Origin of the sequence: Ideonella paludis (assembly GCF_018069865.1) — a bacterium.
Classification (GTDB): domain Bacteria; phylum Pseudomonadota; class Gammaproteobacteria; order Burkholderiales; family Burkholderiaceae_C; genus Ideonella; species Ideonella paludis.
On record NZ_JAGQDG010000001.1, the window covers coordinates 140,052 to 157,625 of the forward strand.

General features: G+C 61.8%; 18 protein-coding genes. 4 read left to right on the forward strand and 14 right to left on the reverse strand.

Translation table 11 applies throughout. From position 1 onward, the window contains the following. Window positions 1–374: 374 nt before the first annotated feature. A complete protein-coding gene (gene hemE / locus KAK11_RS00555; RefSeq protein WP_210805108.1) occupies window positions 375–1,460 on the reverse strand; it encodes a uroporphyrinogen decarboxylase in 1,086 nt (361 codons plus the stop codon). 140 nt (window positions 1,461–1,600) lie between these two features. Between hemE and KAK11_RS00560 the strand changes: the two genes are divergently transcribed. Genes KAK11_RS00560 through KAK11_RS00570 form a run of 3 tightly spaced genes read left to right on the forward strand, consistent with a single transcriptional unit; the run spans window position 1,601 to window position 3,657 of the window. After that, entirely contained in the window at window positions 1,601–2,218 is a 618-nt protein-coding gene (locus tag KAK11_RS00560) for a LemA family protein (RefSeq protein WP_210805110.1), read from the forward strand. Window positions 2,219–2,225: 7 nt separating this feature from the next. Then, the gene (locus tag KAK11_RS00565; protein ID WP_210805112.1) at window positions 2,226–3,140 is read left to right on the forward strand and encodes a TPM domain-containing protein; all 915 of its coding nucleotides are present in this window, start codon (window positions 2,226–2,228) and stop codon (window positions 3,138–3,140) included. Window position 3,141: 1 nt separating this feature from the next. Beyond that, a complete protein-coding gene (locus KAK11_RS00570) occupies window positions 3,142–3,657 on the forward strand; it encodes a TPM domain-containing protein (RefSeq protein WP_210805114.1) in 516 nt (171 codons plus the stop codon). 363 nt (window positions 3,658–4,020) lie between these two features. Here KAK11_RS00570 and KAK11_RS00575 read toward each other — a convergent pair whose 3' ends face one another. The 10 genes from KAK11_RS00575 to KAK11_RS00620 all read right to left on the reverse strand — a co-directional run bounded on the left by KAK11_RS00575 (window position 4,021) and on the right by KAK11_RS00620 (window position 12,517). After that, complete coding sequence (locus tag KAK11_RS00575) at window positions 4,021–4,440, reverse strand: F0F1 ATP synthase subunit epsilon (RefSeq protein WP_210805116.1); 420 nt, start codon at window positions 4,438–4,440, stop codon at window positions 4,021–4,023. A gap of 127 nt (window positions 4,441–4,567) precedes the next feature. Next, window positions 4,568–5,974, reverse strand: coding sequence for a F0F1 ATP synthase subunit beta (gene atpD / locus KAK11_RS00580; protein WP_210805118.1), 1,407 nt, complete (start codon window positions 5,972–5,974; stop codon window positions 4,568–4,570). Window positions 5,975–6,037: 63 nt separating this feature from the next. Continuing rightward, the gene (atpG, locus tag KAK11_RS00585) at window positions 6,038–6,922 is read right to left on the reverse strand and encodes a F0F1 ATP synthase subunit gamma (RefSeq protein ID WP_210805120.1); all 885 of its coding nucleotides are present in this window, start codon (window positions 6,920–6,922) and stop codon (window positions 6,038–6,040) included. Between the two features lie 80 nt (window positions 6,923–7,002). Then, window positions 7,003–8,556 carry a F0F1 ATP synthase subunit alpha gene (gene atpA, locus KAK11_RS00590; protein WP_210805122.1) on the reverse strand — a complete coding sequence of 518 codons (1,554 nt, stop codon included), beginning with the start codon at window positions 8,554–8,556 and terminating at the stop codon, window positions 7,003–7,005. Window positions 8,557–8,650: 94 nt separating this feature from the next. After that, window positions 8,651–9,184, reverse strand: coding sequence for a F0F1 ATP synthase subunit delta (locus KAK11_RS00595; RefSeq protein WP_210805124.1), 534 nt, complete (start codon window positions 9,182–9,184; stop codon window positions 8,651–8,653). Window positions 9,185–9,186: 2 nt separating this feature from the next. Continuing rightward, window positions 9,187–9,657, reverse strand: coding sequence for a F0F1 ATP synthase subunit B (locus tag KAK11_RS00600; protein WP_210805126.1), 471 nt, complete (start codon window positions 9,655–9,657; stop codon window positions 9,187–9,189). 81 nt (window positions 9,658–9,738) lie between these two features. Beyond that, entirely contained in the window at window positions 9,739–10,014 is a 276-nt protein-coding gene (gene atpE, locus KAK11_RS00605) for a F0F1 ATP synthase subunit C (RefSeq protein ID WP_246498182.1), read from the reverse strand. A 70-nt stretch (window positions 10,015–10,084) separates the two neighbouring features. After that, entirely contained in the window at window positions 10,085–10,927 is an 843-nt protein-coding gene (gene atpB, locus KAK11_RS00610) for a F0F1 ATP synthase subunit A (protein ID WP_210805128.1), read from the reverse strand. 23 nt (window positions 10,928–10,950) lie between these two features. Further along, window positions 10,951–11,451: an ATP synthase subunit I gene (locus tag KAK11_RS00615; RefSeq protein WP_210805130.1), complete on the reverse strand. Its 501-nt coding sequence runs from the start codon at window positions 11,449–11,451 to the stop codon at window positions 10,951–10,953. Between the two features lie 160 nt (window positions 11,452–11,611). Then, window positions 11,612–12,517 (reverse strand): SMP-30/gluconolactonase/LRE family protein, encoded by a 906-nt coding sequence (locus KAK11_RS00620; protein ID WP_210805132.1) that lies wholly within the window; start codon window positions 12,515–12,517, stop codon window positions 11,612–11,614. A 273-nt stretch (window positions 12,518–12,790) separates the two neighbouring features. Between KAK11_RS00620 and KAK11_RS00625 the strand changes: the two genes are divergently transcribed. Beyond that, window positions 12,791–14,575, forward strand: coding sequence for a S8 family peptidase (locus KAK11_RS00625; protein WP_210805134.1), 1,785 nt, complete (start codon window positions 12,791–12,793; stop codon window positions 14,573–14,575). Between the two features lie 62 nt (window positions 14,576–14,637). Here KAK11_RS00625 and KAK11_RS00630 read toward each other — a convergent pair whose 3' ends face one another. From KAK11_RS00630 to KAK11_RS00640, 3 genes are read right to left on the reverse strand one after another with little or no spacing between them, the layout of a single operon-like run. Then, window positions 14,638–15,468 carry a LytR/AlgR family response regulator transcription factor gene (locus tag KAK11_RS00630; protein ID WP_210805136.1) on the reverse strand — a complete coding sequence of 277 codons (831 nt, stop codon included), beginning with the start codon at window positions 15,466–15,468 and terminating at the stop codon, window positions 14,638–14,640. Between the two features lie 39 nt (window positions 15,469–15,507). After that, window positions 15,508–15,912, reverse strand: a complete 405-nt coding sequence (locus KAK11_RS00635) for a hypothetical protein (protein ID WP_210805138.1) — start codon at window positions 15,910–15,912, stop codon at window positions 15,508–15,510. A 28-nt stretch (window positions 15,913–15,940) separates the two neighbouring features. Continuing rightward, a complete protein-coding gene (locus tag KAK11_RS00640) occupies window positions 15,941–17,419 on the reverse strand; it encodes a sensor histidine kinase (RefSeq protein WP_210805140.1) in 1,479 nt (492 codons plus the stop codon). Window positions 17,420–17,574: the final 155 nt, after the last annotated feature.

The window sequence follows — 17,574 nt, forward strand, 5'->3', positions numbered from 1 at the left end:
TCGCCTTGTTGGGGCTTCGTTGATTTCACCTGAGCGTTCTGCGCTAAGTTCATGATTGTGAAGCCCTTTCCCAGTTACCCACGTTTTCTGTGGATAACTTTGTGGGAAACCAGACTTGACCCGCGCTAAATCCTTGATCCACTGGCCTTCGCCTTAAGTTGCCCGGTTTTGCGGCAATCCCAAAATGTCTTTTACTATCAATGACTTAGTACGTGAAGTCTAGATTTTTTGGCAGCCTAAGGCACAGTGTGGCAAGTTAGTCGCTTCGTTCCCGGAAAAGTGGGGATAAGTCAAGACCTGAGCGCTCACTCACTGTGCAGCACTGGTGGCTTGGCATCCTGTCAGATCGACCAAGCCCCGCCTGCCAGACGGCCTCAAGCCCTCAGCTTTCGAGAGTGGGTGTGCACCGCTTCCACCAAGGCCGAGACATGCTCTGGCGGGGTGAATTGGCTGATGCCATGCCCCAGGTTGAAGACGTGGCCATCCCAGCTGCCATCGGCCTTCTGTGGACGACCAAAGCTGTCCAACACCTTGATGGCCTCACGCTGAATGGCCTCCGGCGGGGCAAACAGCACGTTGGGGTCTAAGTTGCCTTGGAAGGCCACTTGGTGCCCCACAGCCGCTCGCGCCTGAGCCAGATTGACGGTCCAATCGAGGCCCACTACATCGGCGCCAATGCCCGCAATTTGCTGCAGCCAAGGCCCGCCACCTTTGGTGAACACAATCACGGGGATGCGTTGGCCGTCTTTCTCGCGCTGCAAACCTGCCACGACTTGTTGGGTGTAGGCCAGAGAGAACTCTTGGAAGGCCCCATCCGCCAGCACGCCGCCCCAACTGTCAAACACCATCACGGCTTGGGCGCCGGCATCGATTTGGGCATTCAGATAGGCCGCCACCGACTGCGCATTGATGGCCAGCATTTTGTGCATCAGATCGGGCCGGCTGTAGAGCATGGACTTGACCAGGCGATAGTCATCCGAGCCCCCCCCTTCGACCATGTAGCAGGCCAGCGTCCACGGGCTGCCCGAGAAGCCAATCAGGGGAACCCTGCCATTCAGCGCCTTGCGGATCGAGGTGACCGCGTCAAAGACATAGCGCAGCTTGTTCATGTCGGGCACGCGCAGCGCGGCCACAGCGGCTTCATCCCGCACCACGTGTGCAAACTTCGGCCCCTCACCCAACTGAAAGCTCAGGCCCAGCCCCATGGCATCCGGCACGGTCAAGATGTCGGAGAACAAGATGGCAGCATCCAACGGATAGCGCTCTAAGGGCTGCAAGGTCACTTCCGTGGCGTAGTCGACATTGGTGGCCAGGCCCATGAAGCTGCCGGCCTTGGCCCGCGTGGCCCGATACTCCGGCAGATAGCGGCCGGCTTGGCGCATCAGCCACAGCGGCGTATGGTCAGTCGGCTGGCGCAGGCAGGCGCGCAGAAAGGTGTCATTGGTGAGCGGTGCGAACATCTGGCGATTATCTCCGCTGGCTTGATCTTGCCCACTTGATGGCGGACAAGGCGCAAAGCGCTGATCAGCGCCCCTTGATTTTTGACTCACGAGCCTCATTTATGGGGCGTCCTATCAATTGCTCAGACAAGGAGCCTCACATGACACTGTCTTCTCTCAAGCGTAGCGCCTTAGCCCTGACTGTGGCCGCGAGCGCTCTGAGCCTCAGCGGTTGTGGTTACAACGATTTTCAGCGGCTGGACGAGCAGGTGAAGAGCCAGTGGTCCGAAGTCTTGAACCAGTACCAGCGGCGTGCAGACTTGATTCCCAACATCGTGGCGACCGTCAAAGGTGAAGCCAACTTTGAGCAAGAAACGCTGACCAAGGTCATCGAGGCGCGCTCGAAAGCCACATCGATTCAAGCCACACCGGAGCTCGTGAACAACCCTGAAGCCTTTCAGAAGTTTCAAGCTGCGCAGGGTGAGCTCACGGGTGCTTTGAGCCGCCTGATGATGGTGTCAGAGAACTACCCCAACCTGAAGGCCAATCAAGGCTTTCAAGACTTGCGTGTGCAGTTGGAGGGGACAGAGAACCGCATCACCGTGGCCCGCGGCAAGTACATCAAGTCGGTTCAGGACTACAACGTTCTGGCCCGCAGCTTCCCAAGCAATCTGACGGCCATGGTGTTCAGCTACGAGGTCAAGCCCACCTTTACGGTGGAAAACGAGAAGGCAATTTCGGCGCCGCCGGCGGTGAGCTTCGACAAGCCCGCCAAGTGACCCGGTCATGACGAGCTTGGCTTGGCGCAGTGCATGGAAAGGGGGCCGGCTTTGGCCCCTCTTGGCGCTGGCGTTGGCGCTCTTCGCCGTGCTGCAGGGCCGCGCGCGGGCGCAAGACCTGCAGCCCATTCCTGCGCTGAGCGCGCGGGTCATGGACCAGACAGGCACTTTGAGCGACGCGCAGCGGCAAGCCTTGGAGGCCAAGCTGGCACGCTTCGAGACTGAGTCGGGGCCACAGTTGGTCATTCTGATGGTGGCCTCCAGCCAGCCGGAAGATTTGGCCGCCTTTGCTTATCGGGTCGCGGACCACTGGAAGATTGGCCGCAAAGGTGTGGGCGACGGTGTGCTGATCGTGGTGGCCAAAGACGACCGCCGCATGCGCATTGAAGTGGCCAAGGATCTCGAGGGGGCCGTGCCGGACCTCGCTGCCCGACAGATCATTGACCAAGCGTTGCGGCCCGCGTTCAAGGCTGGCGATTACGCGGGCGGCCTGAACCAAGGGGTCGATCAATTGATGGCCCGGATTCGGGGTGAGCACCTGCCCGCCCCGGCAGCCCGGGGCGGCAAAGCCAAGCAGGCCAAGTGGGGCTGGCAAGAGGTGGCGATGCTGCTCTTCATCGGCGTCCCCGTGGCCGGCAGTGTGCTCAGCAGCATCTTAGGGCGCAAGCTTGGCGTGTTGGCCACCGGTGTCGGCACGGGCGCGTTGGCCGGGCTCATCACCACCAGTCTCTTTCTTGGCGTTGTCGCCGGCGTTTTGGCGCTGATCTTCGTGGGCGTATTGGGCGTGGGAGGTGGGCGGCGAGGCGGCGGCCCCGTGATCTGGGGCGGTGGTGGCGGCGGCGGAGGTTGGGGCGGGGGCGGCGGCTTTTCTTCCGGTGGCGGCGGAGAGTTTGGAGGCGGTGGCGCCTCGGGAGATTGGTGAGATGGGCGCAACTGCTTTGAGCCGCTGGTGGCAGCACTTTTGGCTCGACACCGACGACGTGCCCAAGCTGCTGGGTGCGGGTACCTTGGCGCGCGTTGAAGCACAGGTGGCCGCCAGCGAAAAGCTGCACAGCGGCGAGATCAGGGTGTGCGTGGAAGCCAGCTTACCGATGGAGTTGCTGCGGCGCGGCCTGCGTTCGCGCGAGCGTGCGATCGAGCTCTTCAGCAGCCTGCGTGTGTGGGACACGGAAGCCAATAACGGCGTTTTGATCTACGTGCTCTTGGCCGACCATGCCATCGAAGTGCTAGCGGATCGAGGGCTCAGTGCGCGCGTGCCCCAAGCTCAGTGGGCGGCCTTGGTGGCGACGATGCGCGATGAGTTTCGCCAAGGGGCTTTTGAGGCCGGCCTCACCCAGGCCGTCACCACCGTGGGCACCTTGCTGCAGGAGCACTTTCCGGTGGTGGATGAGGCCGCCGCCAACCCGAACGAGTTGCCCAACGCACCGTGGGTGCTTTAGGGTCTGTTGACCTATAAATCCTGCCCGCGCAGGAGTGTCCAAGGGCGCTGGAGTAGGCGCGATCCGCAGCCCGGGCTTGTGGTGTCCGGGCAAGGTGAGCAACGCCCGCCAGCACCCATGGACGCCCCGCCCTCAGGGTGAGTCCTACAGGCCACGCCTTTCGTTGTTGCGCCGCTTGCCCGCACAGCGGTGCGGGCGGCGCAGCGCGCCTAGACTGGCATGGCCCGTAGGGCTCACGCGGGTTGGATTTGTAGGTCAACAGGCCCTAAAAAACACAAACCCGCAGGCCTTGCGGCATGCGGGTTCAGAGGCGCCATGACGGTGCCGGGTGCGCCCAGATCTGACGATCCGGGCGAGTCTTGATCAGCGTTGCTTGCGCAACTTCTGGATAGCAGCCAGCTGAGCAGCCATCGCAGCGAATTCGCCTTGCGCAGCGGCCAGGTCGATGTCGCTCTTGGCGTTCTTCATGGCCTCTTCCGCCAGCTTCTTGGCTTCGTTGGCCTTGGCTTCATCCAAGTCCTTGCCGCGAATGGCGGTGTCGGCCAACACGGTCACGTTGTTGGGTTGCACTTCAAGAATGCCACCCGCAACAAACACAAACTCTTCTTCGCCATTGTCGGCACGCTGAATGCGCACCGCGCCCGCCTTGATGCGGGTGATCAGCGGTGTGTGCTTGGGCAGAATGCCCAACTCACCGTTCTCACCCGGCAGCGCGACGAACTTGGCTTCACCGCTGAAGATGCTTTCTTCTGCGCTGACCACGTCGACATGAATGGTTGCCATGATCGTTCTTTCTATGAGGGAAAAGGTGCAGGAAGCAAGCAGTCGGGTTTGAGGCTAGGCGGCCCCCACAGCCGTACTCCCTGTACGGCGAGGAGGCCAACGACGCATCAGACCCGAATGCGCCGTCTTACTGCATCTTTTTCGCTTTTTCGAAGGCTTCGTCGATGGTGCCCACCATGTAGAAGGCCTGCTCAGGCAGGTGATCGCACTCGCCAGCCACAATCATCTTGAAGCCGCGGATGGTTTCCTTCAGGGGCACGTACTTGCCAGGCGAGCCCGTGAACACTTCGGCCACGTGGAAAGGCTGCGACAGGAAACGCTGGATCTTACGAGCGCGGGCGACAGCCAGCTTGTCTTCAGGAGACAACTCGTCCATACCCAGAATCGCGATGATGTCGCGCAGTTCTTTGTAGCGCTGCAGCGTCGACTGCACGGCACGGGTGGTTTCGTAGTGCTCTTGGCCGACCACATTCGGGTCCACTTGACGCGAGGTCGAGTCCAGCGGGTCCACGGCGGGGTAGATACCCAGCGCAGCGATGTCACGCGACAACACGACGGTGGCGTCCAAGTGAGCGAAGGTCGTTGCAGGCGACGGGTCGGTCAAGTCATCCGCAGGGACGTAAACGGCCTGGATGGAGGTGATCGAGCCGACCTTGGTCGAGGTGATCCGCTCTTGCAGACGGCCCATTTCTTCCGCCAGCGTCGGCTGATAGCCCACGGCAGAAGGCATACGACCCAGCAGCGCGGACACTTCGGTACCGGCCAGGGTGTAGCGGTAGATGTTGTCCACGAAGAACAGCACGTCACGGCCTTCGTCACGGAAGGACTCAGCGATGGTCAGACCGGTCAAGGCGACACGCAGACGGTTGCCGGGCGGCTCATTCATCTGACCGTAAACCATGGACACCTTGGACTCGCCCAGGTTCTCCAGGTTCACCACGCCAGAGTCGGCCATCTCGTGATAGAAGTCGTTACCCTCACGAGTACGCTCGCCCACACCCGCAAACACCGACAAGCCCGAGTGAGCCTTGGCGATGTTGTTGATGAGTTCCATCATGTTCACGGTCTTGCCCACGCCGGCGCCACCGAACAGACCAACCTTACCGCCCTTAGCGAACGGGCAGATCAAGTCAATCACCTTGATGCCGGTCTCGAGCAGCTCTTGCGAGGGGCTCAGTTCGTCATAGGTGGGGGCCTTGCGGTGGATGGAGGCGGTCAGCTCTTGCGAGACAGGGCCACGCTCGTCGATGGGCGTGCCCAGCACGTCCATGATGCGACCCAGGGTCGCCTTGCCCACGGGCACGGTGATGGGGTTGCCGGTGTTGGTCACCATCACGCCACGACGCAGGCCGTCCGAAGAGCCCAGCGCAATGGTACGGACGATGCCGTCACCCAGCTGCTGCTGCACTTCGAGGGTCAGCGCGGAGCCTTCCATCTTCAAAGCGTCATAGACGCGGGGCATCTGGTCGCGCGGGAATTCCACGTCCACGACGGCGCCGATGCACTGAACGATCTTGCCTTGGGCTTGAGTCATTTTCAGGTCCTTCAATCTAAATTCGATGTCTGTAGCGGGCTGCTGAGGGCTGCGGGGCCCTGATCAACCACTGATCGCGGCGGCGCCGCTGACGATCTCGGAGAGTTCCTTCGTGATCGCTGCCTGGCGGGTCTTGTTGTAGATGAGCTTGAGCTCACCAATCAGCGTGCCGGCGTTGTCGGTCGCAGCCTTCATGGCCACCATCCGAGCGGATTGCTCAGAGGCCATGTTCTCAGCCACCGCCTGGTAGATCAGCGCCTCGACATAACGAGTCAGCAACTCGTCAATGACCGTGGCCGCATCCGGCTCGTAGATGTAATCCCAGCCGTAGGCCTTCTTTTCGGCTTCCGACTGCTTCAGCGCGTCTGCCGACAGCGGCAACAACTGCTCCACCACCGGCTCTTGCTTCATGGTGTTGATGAACTTGGTGTAGCACAGGTACACCGAATCCACCTTGCCTGCCACGAAGGCGTCGAGCATGACCTTGAGGGGGCCGATCAGCGCTTCGAGTTGGGGCGCATCACCCAAGCCTGTGGCTTGCGAGATCACCTTGGCGCCAATGCGGTTCAAGAAGCCGTAGCCCTTGGACCCGATCGCCACAGCCTCGACCTTGCCGCCGGCTGTTTGCACGTCCTTCATCTTGTTCGTGACAGCACGCAAGATGTTGGTGTTCAAACCACCGCACAAGCCCTTGTCCGTCGTGACCACCACAAAGCCGGTGACGCCCGACTTGCCGTCGGTGCGCATGTAGGCGCTGTGGTATTCCGGATTGGCTTGCGACAGATTGGCCGTGATGTTGCGGATCTTGTCGCTGTAGGGGCGGGCGTTGCGCATGCGCTCTTGCGCCTTACGCATCTTGGACGCGGCCACCATTTCCATGGCTTTGGTGATCTTCTTGGTGTTCTCCACCGATTTGATCTTGCCGCGGATTTCCTTTCCGACTGCCATTTGACTGTTCTCCTGTTGGGGGTGGGGCGATGTGTTTGCTTAGGAAAAAGCGCTCAGCCTCGTCCCACCGGTCAATGGCATTAGGCGAAAGATTTCTTGAAAGCGGCGATGGCGCCGTTCAGTTCTTCTTCAGCAGCCTTGTCCATGGCCTTGTCCGCTTCCAGCTTGGCCAGCAGAGCAGCGTGGCTGGACTTCAGGAACTGGTGCAGGCCAGATTCGAACGCCAAGACCTTCTTGGTATCGATGCTGTCCATATAGCCCTTGTTCACGGCATACAGCGTGGCAGCCATCAGGCTGATGGACAGGGGCGAGTACTGAGCTTGCTTGAGCAACTCGGTCACGCGAGCACCACGGTCCAACTGCTTGCGAGTGGCTTCGTCCAGGTCAGACGCGAACTGGGCGAAAGCCGCCAATTCACGGTACTGGGCCAAGTCGGTACGGATACCACCGGACAGCGACTTGATCAGCTTGGTCTGGGCTGCACCACCGACGCGGGACACCGAGATACCGGCGTTGATCGCAGGGCGGATACCGGCGTTGAACAGGCTGGTTTCCAAGAAGATCTGACCGTCGGTGATCGAGATCACGTTGGTCGGCACGAAAGCGGACACGTCACCGGCTTGTGTCTCAATGACGGGCAGCGCGGTCAGCGAGCCAGTCTTGCCCTTGACTTCGCCCTTGGTGAAAGCTTCGACGTAGTCGGCGTTGACGCGAGCGGCACGCTCCAGCAGACGGCTGTGGAGATAGAACACGTCGCCAGGGAAGGCTTCACGGCCCGGAGGACGGCGCAGCAGCAGCGAGACTTGGCGGTAGGCCACAGCTTGCTTGGACAGATCGTCATAAACGATCAGGGCGTCTTGGCCGCGGTCGCGGAAGTATTCGCCCATCGTGCAGCCCGAGTAGGCCGACACGTACTGCATCGCAGCAGATTCAGAGGCCGACGCTGCCACGACGATGGTGTACTCCATCGCGCCAGCTTGTTCCAGAGCGCGCACCACGTTCTTGATCGACGAGGCCTTTTGGCCAATCGCGACGTAAACGCAGGTCATGTTCTGACCCTTCTGGTTGATGATGGCGTCGATCGCGACAGCCGTCTTACCGGTTTGGCGGTCACCAATGATCAGCTCGCGCTGGCCACGGCCGACGGGCACCATGGAGTCAATCGACTTCAGGCCGGTTTGCACAGGCTGGTCCACCGACTTACGGGCGATCACGCCAGGAGCGACCTTTTCGATCACGTCGGTCATCTTGGCGTTGATCGGGCCCTTGCCGTCGATGGGCTGACCCAGCGCGTTGACCACGCGGCCAATCAGTTCGGGGCCGACCGGCACTTCCAGAATGCGGCCCGTGCACTTCACGGTGTCGCCTTCAGAGATGTGCTCGTATTCACCCAAGATCACGGCGCCGACAGAGTCGCGCTCGAGGTTCAGGGCCAAGCCGAAGGAGGGTTGACCGTCCTTACCAGCCGGGAATTCCAGCATTTCGCCCTGCATCGCGTCGGACAGGCCGTGCACGCGGACGATGCCGTCGGTCACCGAGACCACGGTGCCTTGGTTGCGGATGTCCGTCGAGGCGCCGAGGCCTTCAATACGGCTCTTGATGAGTTCCGAAATTTCTGCAGGATTGAGTTGCATTGCTTTCTCCGAAAGCGTGACGACCTTTTCAGACGGTCGTCAAATGGATGTGCCGCGTGGGTTGGATGAAGTTCAGATCGCGCAAACCCACCACTCAGGTGGTGAGGGCCACTTTCATTTGCTCCAAGCGGGCCTTGATCGAGGTGTCCAGCACTTCGTCACCCACCACCACACGAATGCCGCCGATGAGAGACTCATCAATGACAACCGTGGCATTGAGCTTGCGACCGAAGCGCTTCTCCAGGGTCGCGACCGTTTCAGCGAGTGTGCTTGCATCCAAGGCAAAGGCGCTGTAAATGGTGGCGTCGGAGATACCGGAGCTGGCGTTGACCAGCGCGCGGAATTGGGCGGCGATTTCAGGCAGCGCGACCAGACGACCGTTGTCGATGACGGCCTTCAGCAGATTGCTGATCTTGGGCGACATCGTGGCATTGACCACGCTGGCAACCAAATCGAACACTTGCTGGGCAGACACCTTAGGGCTGTCGGCGAACTGGCGCAGTTGCGGATTGCCCGACACTTGGCCCACAGCTTCAAGCTGCGAAGCAAGCGCTTGGGCATTGTCGCCACCGACGGCCCGAAACAGGGCCTCGGCATAAGGGCGGGCGATGGTTGCAAGCTCAGCCATGATCAGAGTTCCGTCTTCAGACGGTTCAACAAATCAGCGTGAACGCCAGCATTGACTTCGCGCTTCAAGATTTGCTCTGCGCCCTTGACGGCCAGCACAGCAACTTGTTCGCGCAGGGTCTCGCGGACCTTGACGGCTTCTTGCTCGGCTTCTGCCTTGGCAGCAGCCACAATCTTTGCGCCTTCTTCAGATGCGCGGGCTTTCGCCTCTTCCACCAGGCTTTGGGCCAGACGCTCTGCGTCAGCCAAACGCTTGGCGGCATCATCCTTAGCGGACGACAACGCAGCGACGACCTTCTTATCGGCATCCGCCAACGCAGCCTTGGCTTTGTCAGCAGCCGAAAGGCCTTCGGCGATCTTTTTCGCACGCTCATCGAGTGCGGTGGCGATCGGCGGCCACACATAGGTCATCGTGAACCAGACGAGGATCGCAAAGACGATCATCTGGACGATGAGGGTTCCGGTGATGCTCACTTGATGGCCTCAAACGGTGAGGGAATCTTCAGCAAGGTGTGCGCCGCAAAGCGCACACCAGCCTCTCTCGACAATGTCGAATTACTTCGCGCCTGCAGCGATAGCTTGGGCGATCTGGCCCAAGAACGGGTTAGCCGTAGCGAACCACAGAGCGATACCGGTACCGATAATGAAGGCCGCGTCGATCAGACCAGCCAACAGGAACATCTTGGTCTGCAACTCGCCCATCAGCTCAGGCTGACGTGCGGCAGATTCCAAGTACTTGCTGCCCATGATGCCGATACCGATACAAGCGCCCACAGCGCCCAGACCAATGATCAGGCCAGCGGCCAGAGCAACAAAGCTGATAACTTCCATGATGACTCCTAGTCGAGAGGTTAAGTAAGGAAAAAAGAAAACGAGATATCCAGATCAGTGCGATGCACTGTCAGTGAGCGTCATGCGCCTGGCCGATGTACACCAGCGTCAGCATCATGAACACAAAGGCCTGCAAGGTGATGATCAGGATGTGGAAGATCGCCCAAGCCGAGCCGGCAATGATTTGGCCAATGGCCAGACCAATGCCCGTCCCCAGGCCCACCGAGGCGAACGCGCCGCCCATCAGGGCGATCAGCAAGAAGATCAATTCGCCGGCATACATGTTGCCGAACAGTCGCATGCCGTGAGAGACGGTCTTGGCGACAAACTCAATCATCTGCATCAAGAAATTCGGGATCCACAGCGCAGGGTGGGAGCCGAAGGGTGCAGAGAACAGCTCGTGAATCCAGCCGCCCAAGCCCTTGATCTTGACGTTATAGGCCAAGCACACCAGCAACACACCCGCAGACAAGCCCATGGTGATGGACAAGTCGGCCGTCGGCACGACGCGCTGGTAGTGGACGCCCATCAACTCGCCCAACACAGGCAGCAGATCAACCGGCAGCAAGTCCATGGCGTTCATCAGGAAGATCCAGACAAACACCACCAAGGCCAGAGGAGCCACCAACTTGCGGCTTTCGGCGTTGTGAACAATGCCCTTGGCTTGGCTGTCCACCATCTCAACCAAGATCTCCACCGCCGCCTGGAAGCGACCCGGGACGCCAGAGGTGGCCTTGCGAGCCGCCTTCCAAAGCAGGAAGCAGCCCAACAGACCCAACAATGTGGAATAGAACAGCGAGTCGTAGTTCAGCACCGTCAGATCGAACGGGCCAGACGGCTTGTGGTTCTGCAAGTGCGTCAGGTGGTGGACGATGTACTCGCCCGCGGTCGGTGCTCGGCCTTCAGCTGCCATGATGTTTTCGCCTCGTCCAGTCTCTAAATCTTCGCTCGGCCTCGCCACAAGAGCGCGACCCAATAAACCTTGATGCACACGACCAGAGCCACCAGCAGCGCTGGCCAGCTCAAACCGGGTACAAGCTTCGGGGCCAAGGCAAGCATGGCCACCGAAACGCCGATTTTCGCAAACTCCCACAACATGAAGCTGACGGCGGAAACGCCGGGCGCCAGGCTGCTGAGCCGACTGGTCATGCCGCGCGCCATCAAAGCGCCCGGCACCACCACAGTGGCAGCGCCATACAGCACCGACCACACAAACCCCTGTTCACGAGTGATGAGCGCCACCAGAGCAGCCATCACCCCACCCACCACAGCTTGCGCTGCGATGACCCGCCATGGTGAAACGGACGGGTTCTTGGCCGATAAAGCCTGTGCCTCTTGACGGGTCAGGGGCTTGATCGGCGCCTTTGCGCCCTCATCTTCCAAGTCAGCCCAAGGGTCCGGGCGCGGTCCAGATGATTCATCACGCCGCTGAGACATTGAGCAAATCCTTGGGCTAAGAGCAGCAAAGCCTCGGAATTATAGGGGCAAACCCCGCGCTGCCGCCCCCGCTTGATCCCGAACCAGGCAGGGCTACTGTTGACAGAACAGCGCTGCCGTGGGTCTGTCGCTGCTGGCGCAGCCTTTCAGCGTCGGCGGGCTAACGCGCAAAGTTAACGGGTAAGCCGGGCACCTCTACACGCAGTTGGAGCACCCGCCCCGCCCATGGCTGCGCGGCCAGCTCTGTCGCGGGGCGACCTTCTTGCGCTGTCGTGACATAGAGCGTGCGCAAGTCATGGCCACCAAAGGCCGGCATGGTGGCGCACCGCACAGGCAAGCGGACTTCACGCCGCACGTCCCCCGCTGGCGAGAGGCGCAGCAGACGCTGACCCTCAAACATTGCGGTCCAGTAACAACCCTCCACATCGACAGCAGCGCCGTCGGGCCGCCCGCCATAAGTGCTCAGATCCTGCCCCACTTGCTTAACGGGGAAGGCTGCAAACTCTCGCTCTTGGCTCAGTTGCCCTGTGCGCACATCCATCGCAAAAGTTCGCACGCGATGGCTCTTGGTGTCGCTCCAATACAGCGTCGCGCCATCCGGGCTCCAGGCCAGGCCATTGCTGACGGTCACGCCCCCCGCCACTTCGGTCAGGCGGCCCTCATCCCAGCAGTAGAGGTGCGCCAAAGCGGGATCACGAGGCTCATAGATCGTCCCGACCCAGAACCGCCCTTGCGGGTCTGCCTTGCCATCATTGAAACGCTCATGGGCGGGGTTGTAAGGCGCTGGCGCCAAGGGCGTGCGCTGACCCGTCTGCGGGTTGAAACGCCATAGGCCGTCCCGCATACCCAGCAGCAAATCACCGCCCAAGATGGGGGCACAACACGCGGGCTCGCAATCGAAGACCCAAGACGTGTGCCGTCCCGACGGGGGGTGAAAGCGGTTCAATCGCTTGCCCGGAATGTCGCACCAATACAACGCCGCCTCATCGGGATGCCAAAACGGGGACTCACCCAACAGCGAGGCCGGTGCGTCGATGGGTGACGCCTCGAACAGAACCTCAGTCATCCAGCTCGCCCTTCTAAATCTAAGACCAGTGGCATCTATTGTGTCGCTTGCCCGCTTTTGATGGGTTTCCAGCGGGGTACAGACCTTCAAGGCGTCGTTTTAGCGGCCTCTAGAGCCGACGCAGACTGTCAATTAATTGGCGCATGTCGACAGCGGGGCCGCTTAAGCCATGGATCGAGCGGGCGATAGAGGGCCCGAAACCTTTACCGGCGAAAGCGTCCTATGCAGTTCTTGTCTCTCCCTCTTCTTCCCCACATTCGCCGAGTCGGCCTCATGGGCGCGCTGTCGCTCGCCAGCCTTTTGGCAGTGGCCGCGCCCAACAGCAGCATCCGCTTCCAGGTCAGCGAGCCCTTGGAGCCCGAGCTGCGCGCCACGGCCCCGGCGCGCCTGCTGGCCCCCATCTCCAGCGCCAGCACGGATCGCTTGGTGATCCGCTACCGCAATGCCAACACCCGCGCTCAGGCTTACTCGGCCGCCCAGATCAGCAGCGCCAGCCACGCCAGCCTGTTTCGCGCAGGGCTGCAAGCCGTGGCCGTGCATCACAACGGCAACGGCGCTCAAGTGCTGAAGCTGGACCGCAAGCGCTCGGTAGCCTCCCTGCAGGCCACCGCTGCCCAGTTGATGGCGGATGACCCCAATATTCTGTACGCCGAGCCGGACTACATCGCCCAGCCTCAAGCCGTGCCCAGCGACCCCTACTTCGGCCTGCAGTGGCATTACCACGAGGTTTCCGGCGGCCTGCGCCTGCCAGCGGCGTGGGACCTGTCAATCGGCACGGGCATCAACGTGGCGGTGATCGACACCGGTGTACGCCCCCACGCTGACTTGGTGGCCAATCTGCTGCCGGGGGCGGACATGATCTCAACCGCCGCCGTTTCGTTGGACGGAGATGGCCGCGACATGGACGCCAGCGACGTGGGCGATGGCTGCAACGGCCGCAACAGCAGCTGGCACGGCACCCATGTGGCCGGCACCATCGCCGCTGTGGCCAACAACGGCATTGGCGGCGTGGGCGTGGCCCCGGGCGCCAAGATCGTGCCGATCCGCGCCCTGGGCTGTGGCGGCGGCTACAACTCTGACATCGCTGATGGCATCGCTTGGGCCGCCGGCGCCTCGGTGCCAGGCGTCAGCAACAACCCCAACCCTGCGCGCGTGATCAACCTGTCGCTGGGCGGGATGAGCCCGTGCTCGGCCACCCTGCAAACTGCGATCGACACGGCTCGCAGCCGCGGAGCCGTGGTGATCGTCGCTGCCGGTAACTCCAATGCATCGGCCAACAACTTCTCTCCCGCCAATTGCCGCGGCGTGATCACCGTTGCAGCCACCACCCGCAAGGGCGGCAAGGCGTCTTACTCCAACACCGGCTCGGTGGTCGACGTGGCCGCACCGGGTGGCAGCATGAGCACAGGGGCCGCAGACGGCGTGCTGTCAACACTGAACACCGGCGCCACCACCCCGGGCAACGACTCCTACCAGTACTATCAAGGCACATCGATGGCCACGCCTCATGTGGCCGGTGCTGCGGCCTTGCTGCTGGCGCGTCGACCCAGCCTGATGCCTTATGAAACCGAGACCTTGCTGCGCAGCATGGTGCGCGCCTTCCCTGCAGCCTGCGCCTCCTGCGGCACGGGGATCGTGGATGCAGCCCTGCTCACCCAGAGGGCCTTCTTGAGCGCCAACACCAATGTGGTGAACGTGACCGAGGCTGAACCCAACAACACCCACGCCACCGCACAATCCATCACGGCGCCGGCCGTGCGCATCTTGGGCAATGTCGGGCCGCTCAAGGACGCCGATGTCTTCAAGGTCACGCTCCCCGTGGGCGCAGCCTTCTCGGCGCGCATCCTGCCGCTTCAAGATGCCAACCTCGACATCGAGATTCGCAATCTGACCGGCACTGTGTTGGCCACGGGCGGCAACCTCCCGGCTGGCCGCGTTGACAGCATGAGCTACACCAACAAGGGCAAGACCCCGCTGGACCTGTATGTGCGTGTCACCTGGAAGTCCGGCGGCACCGGCAACGTCAACGGTGTCTACTCCTTGGAGATGGCGCGCTAAGCTGCCCCCCTTCGCAGCCCCTGTTGACTCCCCACACGGCGCTCTCGGGCGCCGTTGTCGCGTCACATGCCCTTGAAGAGATGGGCGTAGCTGCGGCTGACTTCCAGCTTTTCCGTGTGGCCCTTGACGGCCACGATCTGGCGCCCACGATAGTCCCGCGTGACGCCGGCAATGGCAGGCACGGCCACCAAGGTTGAGCGATGGATCTGCCAAAAGCGCTCAGGGTCCACCTCATCCACCAACTCTTTGATGGGCTTGCGGATCAAGGCCTCGACGGTCGCCGTCTGCACCCGGGTGTACTTTTCATCGCTGATGAAAAACAGCACCTCTTCGATGGGGATCATCTGAATGGCCGCGCCCACATTGGCCTGAATCCACTTGAGATAAGTGCGCGGTTGGCCGCCTGTGTTGGCCGCCAAGCGGTGCAAGAGCTGCTGCAAAGGTGCCGGAGCATCTTCCGTTGAAGACTCCGGGTGCGCTCGCGCCTTCAGCCGCGCCTGCAAACGCTCCACCATCCGCTTGAGCCGCTCCACCTCGGCAGGCTTCAGGATGTAGTCGGTGGCCCCTTGCTCAAAAGCCTCGACGGCGTATTGGTCGTAGGCCGTGATGAACACGATCTCGGGCAGAACTTCATCGTCGCCCGTTTCCATCTGGGCAATCTCGCGCGCGGCCTGCACGCCTGTCATGCCGGGCATGCGGATGTCGAGGAACACCACATCGGGCCGATGTTCTTGCACCAGCTCCACCGCCTCTAGGCCGTTCTTGGCCTCGGCCACGATGGTCAGGTCTGGCCAAACCTCGGCCAGCCGGGCTCGGAGTTGGTCGCGCATCAAGCGTTCGTCATCGGCCAAGACCGCACGGGGGGCCGACACGTTGGGAGCAGTAGATGTCATGGTTGTCATGATAGTGGGGCCTGTGTAGTCGCCGGTCCGTCAGGCCCGTGTTGCCAAAACCTGTGGCGCTGCTGGGCGCAGTGCGCGCCACAGCGCCCACACGAGCAGCCACAGAGGCGACAACACCAGTGCCACAGCCAAGGCCGCTGCTGCAAAAAGCAAACCCAGCATCAGCACGACCAAGAGCAAGGGCACTGCCAAGCCCAACAGCAGGATCAAGGGCACCATCAGCACCACCAATACCAGCGCCAACGCCAGCCCTGCCACCCACCATCCAAATCCTTCGGCGCTGGGCGCCGGCCAACGGTAGACCTCGTCATCCATGACGATGGACACATCCGGCCAAGCGCCTGCAGCCAGCTCCAGCGCAAAGCCGCCAAGCACCACCGCAGCCAGCACGCCCACCAGCAAGGCGCACAGCAGAAAACGAACAATGAATCTCATGATCTTCTCCTGTCAGTCGGCGACACGCTCAAGCCTCTGCGGCCAGTGTCTTGTAGGGCACGGTGAGGGTGACTTTGGTGCCGCAGGGCTGATTGGCGACCACGGTCACACTGGCTTGGTTGCCATAAAGCAGTTGCAAGCGCTCGCGGATATTGGCCAGGCCCACGCCTGTACCCGCAGTGGCAGCGTTGCCAAAGCCCACGCCCGTGTCAGCCACTGTGACGCTCAGCTTGCCGTGGATGATTTCGGCCGCGATGCGCAAGCTGCCGCCTTCTGCCTTGGGCTCCAAGCCGTGGCGGATGGCGTTTTCCACCAAGGTCTGAATCATCATCGCCGGGAACTCGGCAGACAACAAACCTTCTGGCACCTCGATGCTGGCCTCCAGCCGCTCTTCCATGCGGACCTTCAAGATCTCCACATAGGGCCGCACCACGGCCAGCTCACGGCCCAGGTCGCGCGAGCCGCCTTCATGGGTGTCACGCATCGTGGGCATGCTGGCGCGCAGCAGGGCGATCAGGTTCTTCTGCATCTGGCTGGCCCGCGGTGGGTCCGTCTCGATGAGAAAGTCGATCGAGGCCAAGGTGTTGAACAAGAAGTGGGGCTCGACCTGCGCTTGCATGGCAGCGACCCGGGCCTCCAAGACTTGGCGGCGCAGCGACTCGGCCTCCGCAGTCTCCGTGGCTTGGGCGGCCTTCACCTCGGCCTGCATGCGGCCTTTGTAGGTGATCTTCAGGATGATGGACGCGACGATCCACAGAAAGGCCAGTTGGGGCAGGGCGTCGCCCAGACGCACTTCGCGGGTCGAGACCTGCCTGCCGCGCTCCACCGCGCGGGCCAAGTCCTCTTCCACTTCGCGCTCAGCTTCCAAGGCTTCAACCACATCCTGGCGCGCCTGATCAATCGCCTCACGCACGGCCTCGGCGTCAGCGCCCGGCGGCAAGGTGATCTTCACGCCCTTGTCGCCCGCCGTGATCTCCACCACCGGCTGATGATTGACCACCACCCCGAACTGGCCCTCTGAGGCTTTGGTTTGTGGGGCCGAGGCGGCTGAGGCGGCTGCGCCTGACGCTGCTGCGGCTTTCTCTCGCGACAGGATTCGGACACCGTTTTCGTCAATGGTGATGTCGACCCGCTCACCACCAATCTTCAAACCAGGCCCTTTCTTGGCAGGTGCTGACGGCACCTCCGCAGGGGCGACCGGCGAGGCCTCTGAGGCCGGCAGCTCGGGTGGTTTGGGCGCCTCGGGGGCCTTGGGCGTCGGCTTCGGCTTGGGCGGCGTGGCCTGCGTGACGGGGTGTTCAATCGTTTCCGTGAAGCGCCAGCTGAACGGCGGCACCTCTTGAAGGATGGCCGCCAAGATCAAGAGCAGCACCGACAACACCGCGAACCGCCGCCACGTGATGCTCACCAGCCAATTGGCGTAAGCGTGGAAGCCTTGCACCGTGGCTCGGGCAAAGCGCTGCCAGCGGTTGCTGCTGTGCAGAGGGGGTTGGGAAGTCGTGTTCATGGGCGTTCACCAAGCTACTGGGTCGAGGTCACTCGTCGCGGAGTCACCATGGAGCCACTGTACGGGCCCGCCGAGCCCACGTCAGCCCGCAAGCGACACGCTGCACGGAAGAGCGGACAGGCTGCACCTGCGACAGACAAGGCGCAGCGCGGCCA

What these genes read in the sequence shown, in the direction of transcription:
- hemE (WP_210805108.1), bottom strand. Translation starts at nt 1,460, where the DNA reads ATGTTCGCACCGCTCACCAATGACACCTTTCTGCGCGCCTGCCTGCGC.
- KAK11_RS00560 (WP_210805110.1), top strand. Translation starts at nt 1,601, where the DNA reads ATGACACTGTCTTCTCTCAAGCGTAGCGCCTTAGCCCTGACTGTGGCC.
- KAK11_RS00565 (WP_210805112.1), top strand. Translation starts at nt 2,226, where the DNA reads ATGACGAGCTTGGCTTGGCGCAGTGCATGGAAAGGGGGCCGGCTTTGG.
- KAK11_RS00570 (WP_210805114.1), top strand. Translation starts at nt 3,142, where the DNA reads ATGGGCGCAACTGCTTTGAGCCGCTGGTGGCAGCACTTTTGGCTCGAC.
- KAK11_RS00575 (WP_210805116.1), bottom strand. Translation starts at nt 4,440, where the DNA reads ATGGCAACCATTCATGTCGACGTGGTCAGCGCAGAAGAAAGCATCTTC.
- atpD (WP_210805118.1), bottom strand. Translation starts at nt 5,974, where the DNA reads ATGACTCAAGCCCAAGGCAAGATCGTTCAGTGCATCGGCGCCGTCGTG.
- atpG (WP_210805120.1), bottom strand. Translation starts at nt 6,922, where the DNA reads ATGGCAGTCGGAAAGGAAATCCGCGGCAAGATCAAATCGGTGGAGAAC.
- atpA (WP_210805122.1), bottom strand. Translation starts at nt 8,556, where the DNA reads ATGCAACTCAATCCTGCAGAAATTTCGGAACTCATCAAGAGCCGTATT.
- KAK11_RS00595 (WP_210805124.1), bottom strand. Translation starts at nt 9,184, where the DNA reads ATGGCTGAGCTTGCAACCATCGCCCGCCCTTATGCCGAGGCCCTGTTT.
- atpE (WP_246498182.1), bottom strand. Translation starts at nt 10,014, where the DNA reads ATGGAAGTTATCAGCTTTGTTGCTCTGGCCGCTGGCCTGATCATTGGT.
- atpB (WP_210805128.1), bottom strand. Translation starts at nt 10,927, where the DNA reads ATGGCAGCTGAAGGCCGAGCACCGACCGCGGGCGAGTACATCGTCCAC.
- KAK11_RS00615 (WP_210805130.1), bottom strand. Translation starts at nt 11,451, where the DNA reads ATGTCTCAGCGGCGTGATGAATCATCTGGACCGCGCCCGGACCCTTGG.
- KAK11_RS00620 (WP_210805132.1), bottom strand. Translation starts at nt 12,517, where the DNA reads ATGACTGAGGTTCTGTTCGAGGCGTCACCCATCGACGCACCGGCCTCG.
- KAK11_RS00625 (WP_210805134.1), top strand. Translation starts at nt 12,791, where the DNA reads ATGGGCGCGCTGTCGCTCGCCAGCCTTTTGGCAGTGGCCGCGCCCAAC.
- KAK11_RS00630 (WP_210805136.1), bottom strand. Translation starts at nt 15,468, where the DNA reads ATGACATCTACTGCTCCCAACGTGTCGGCCCCCCGTGCGGTCTTGGCC.
- KAK11_RS00635 (WP_210805138.1), bottom strand. Translation starts at nt 15,912, where the DNA reads ATGAGATTCATTGTTCGTTTTCTGCTGTGCGCCTTGCTGGTGGGCGTG.
- KAK11_RS00640 (WP_210805140.1), bottom strand. Translation starts at nt 17,419, where the DNA reads ATGAACACGACTTCCCAACCCCCTCTGCACAGCAGCAACCGCTGGCAG.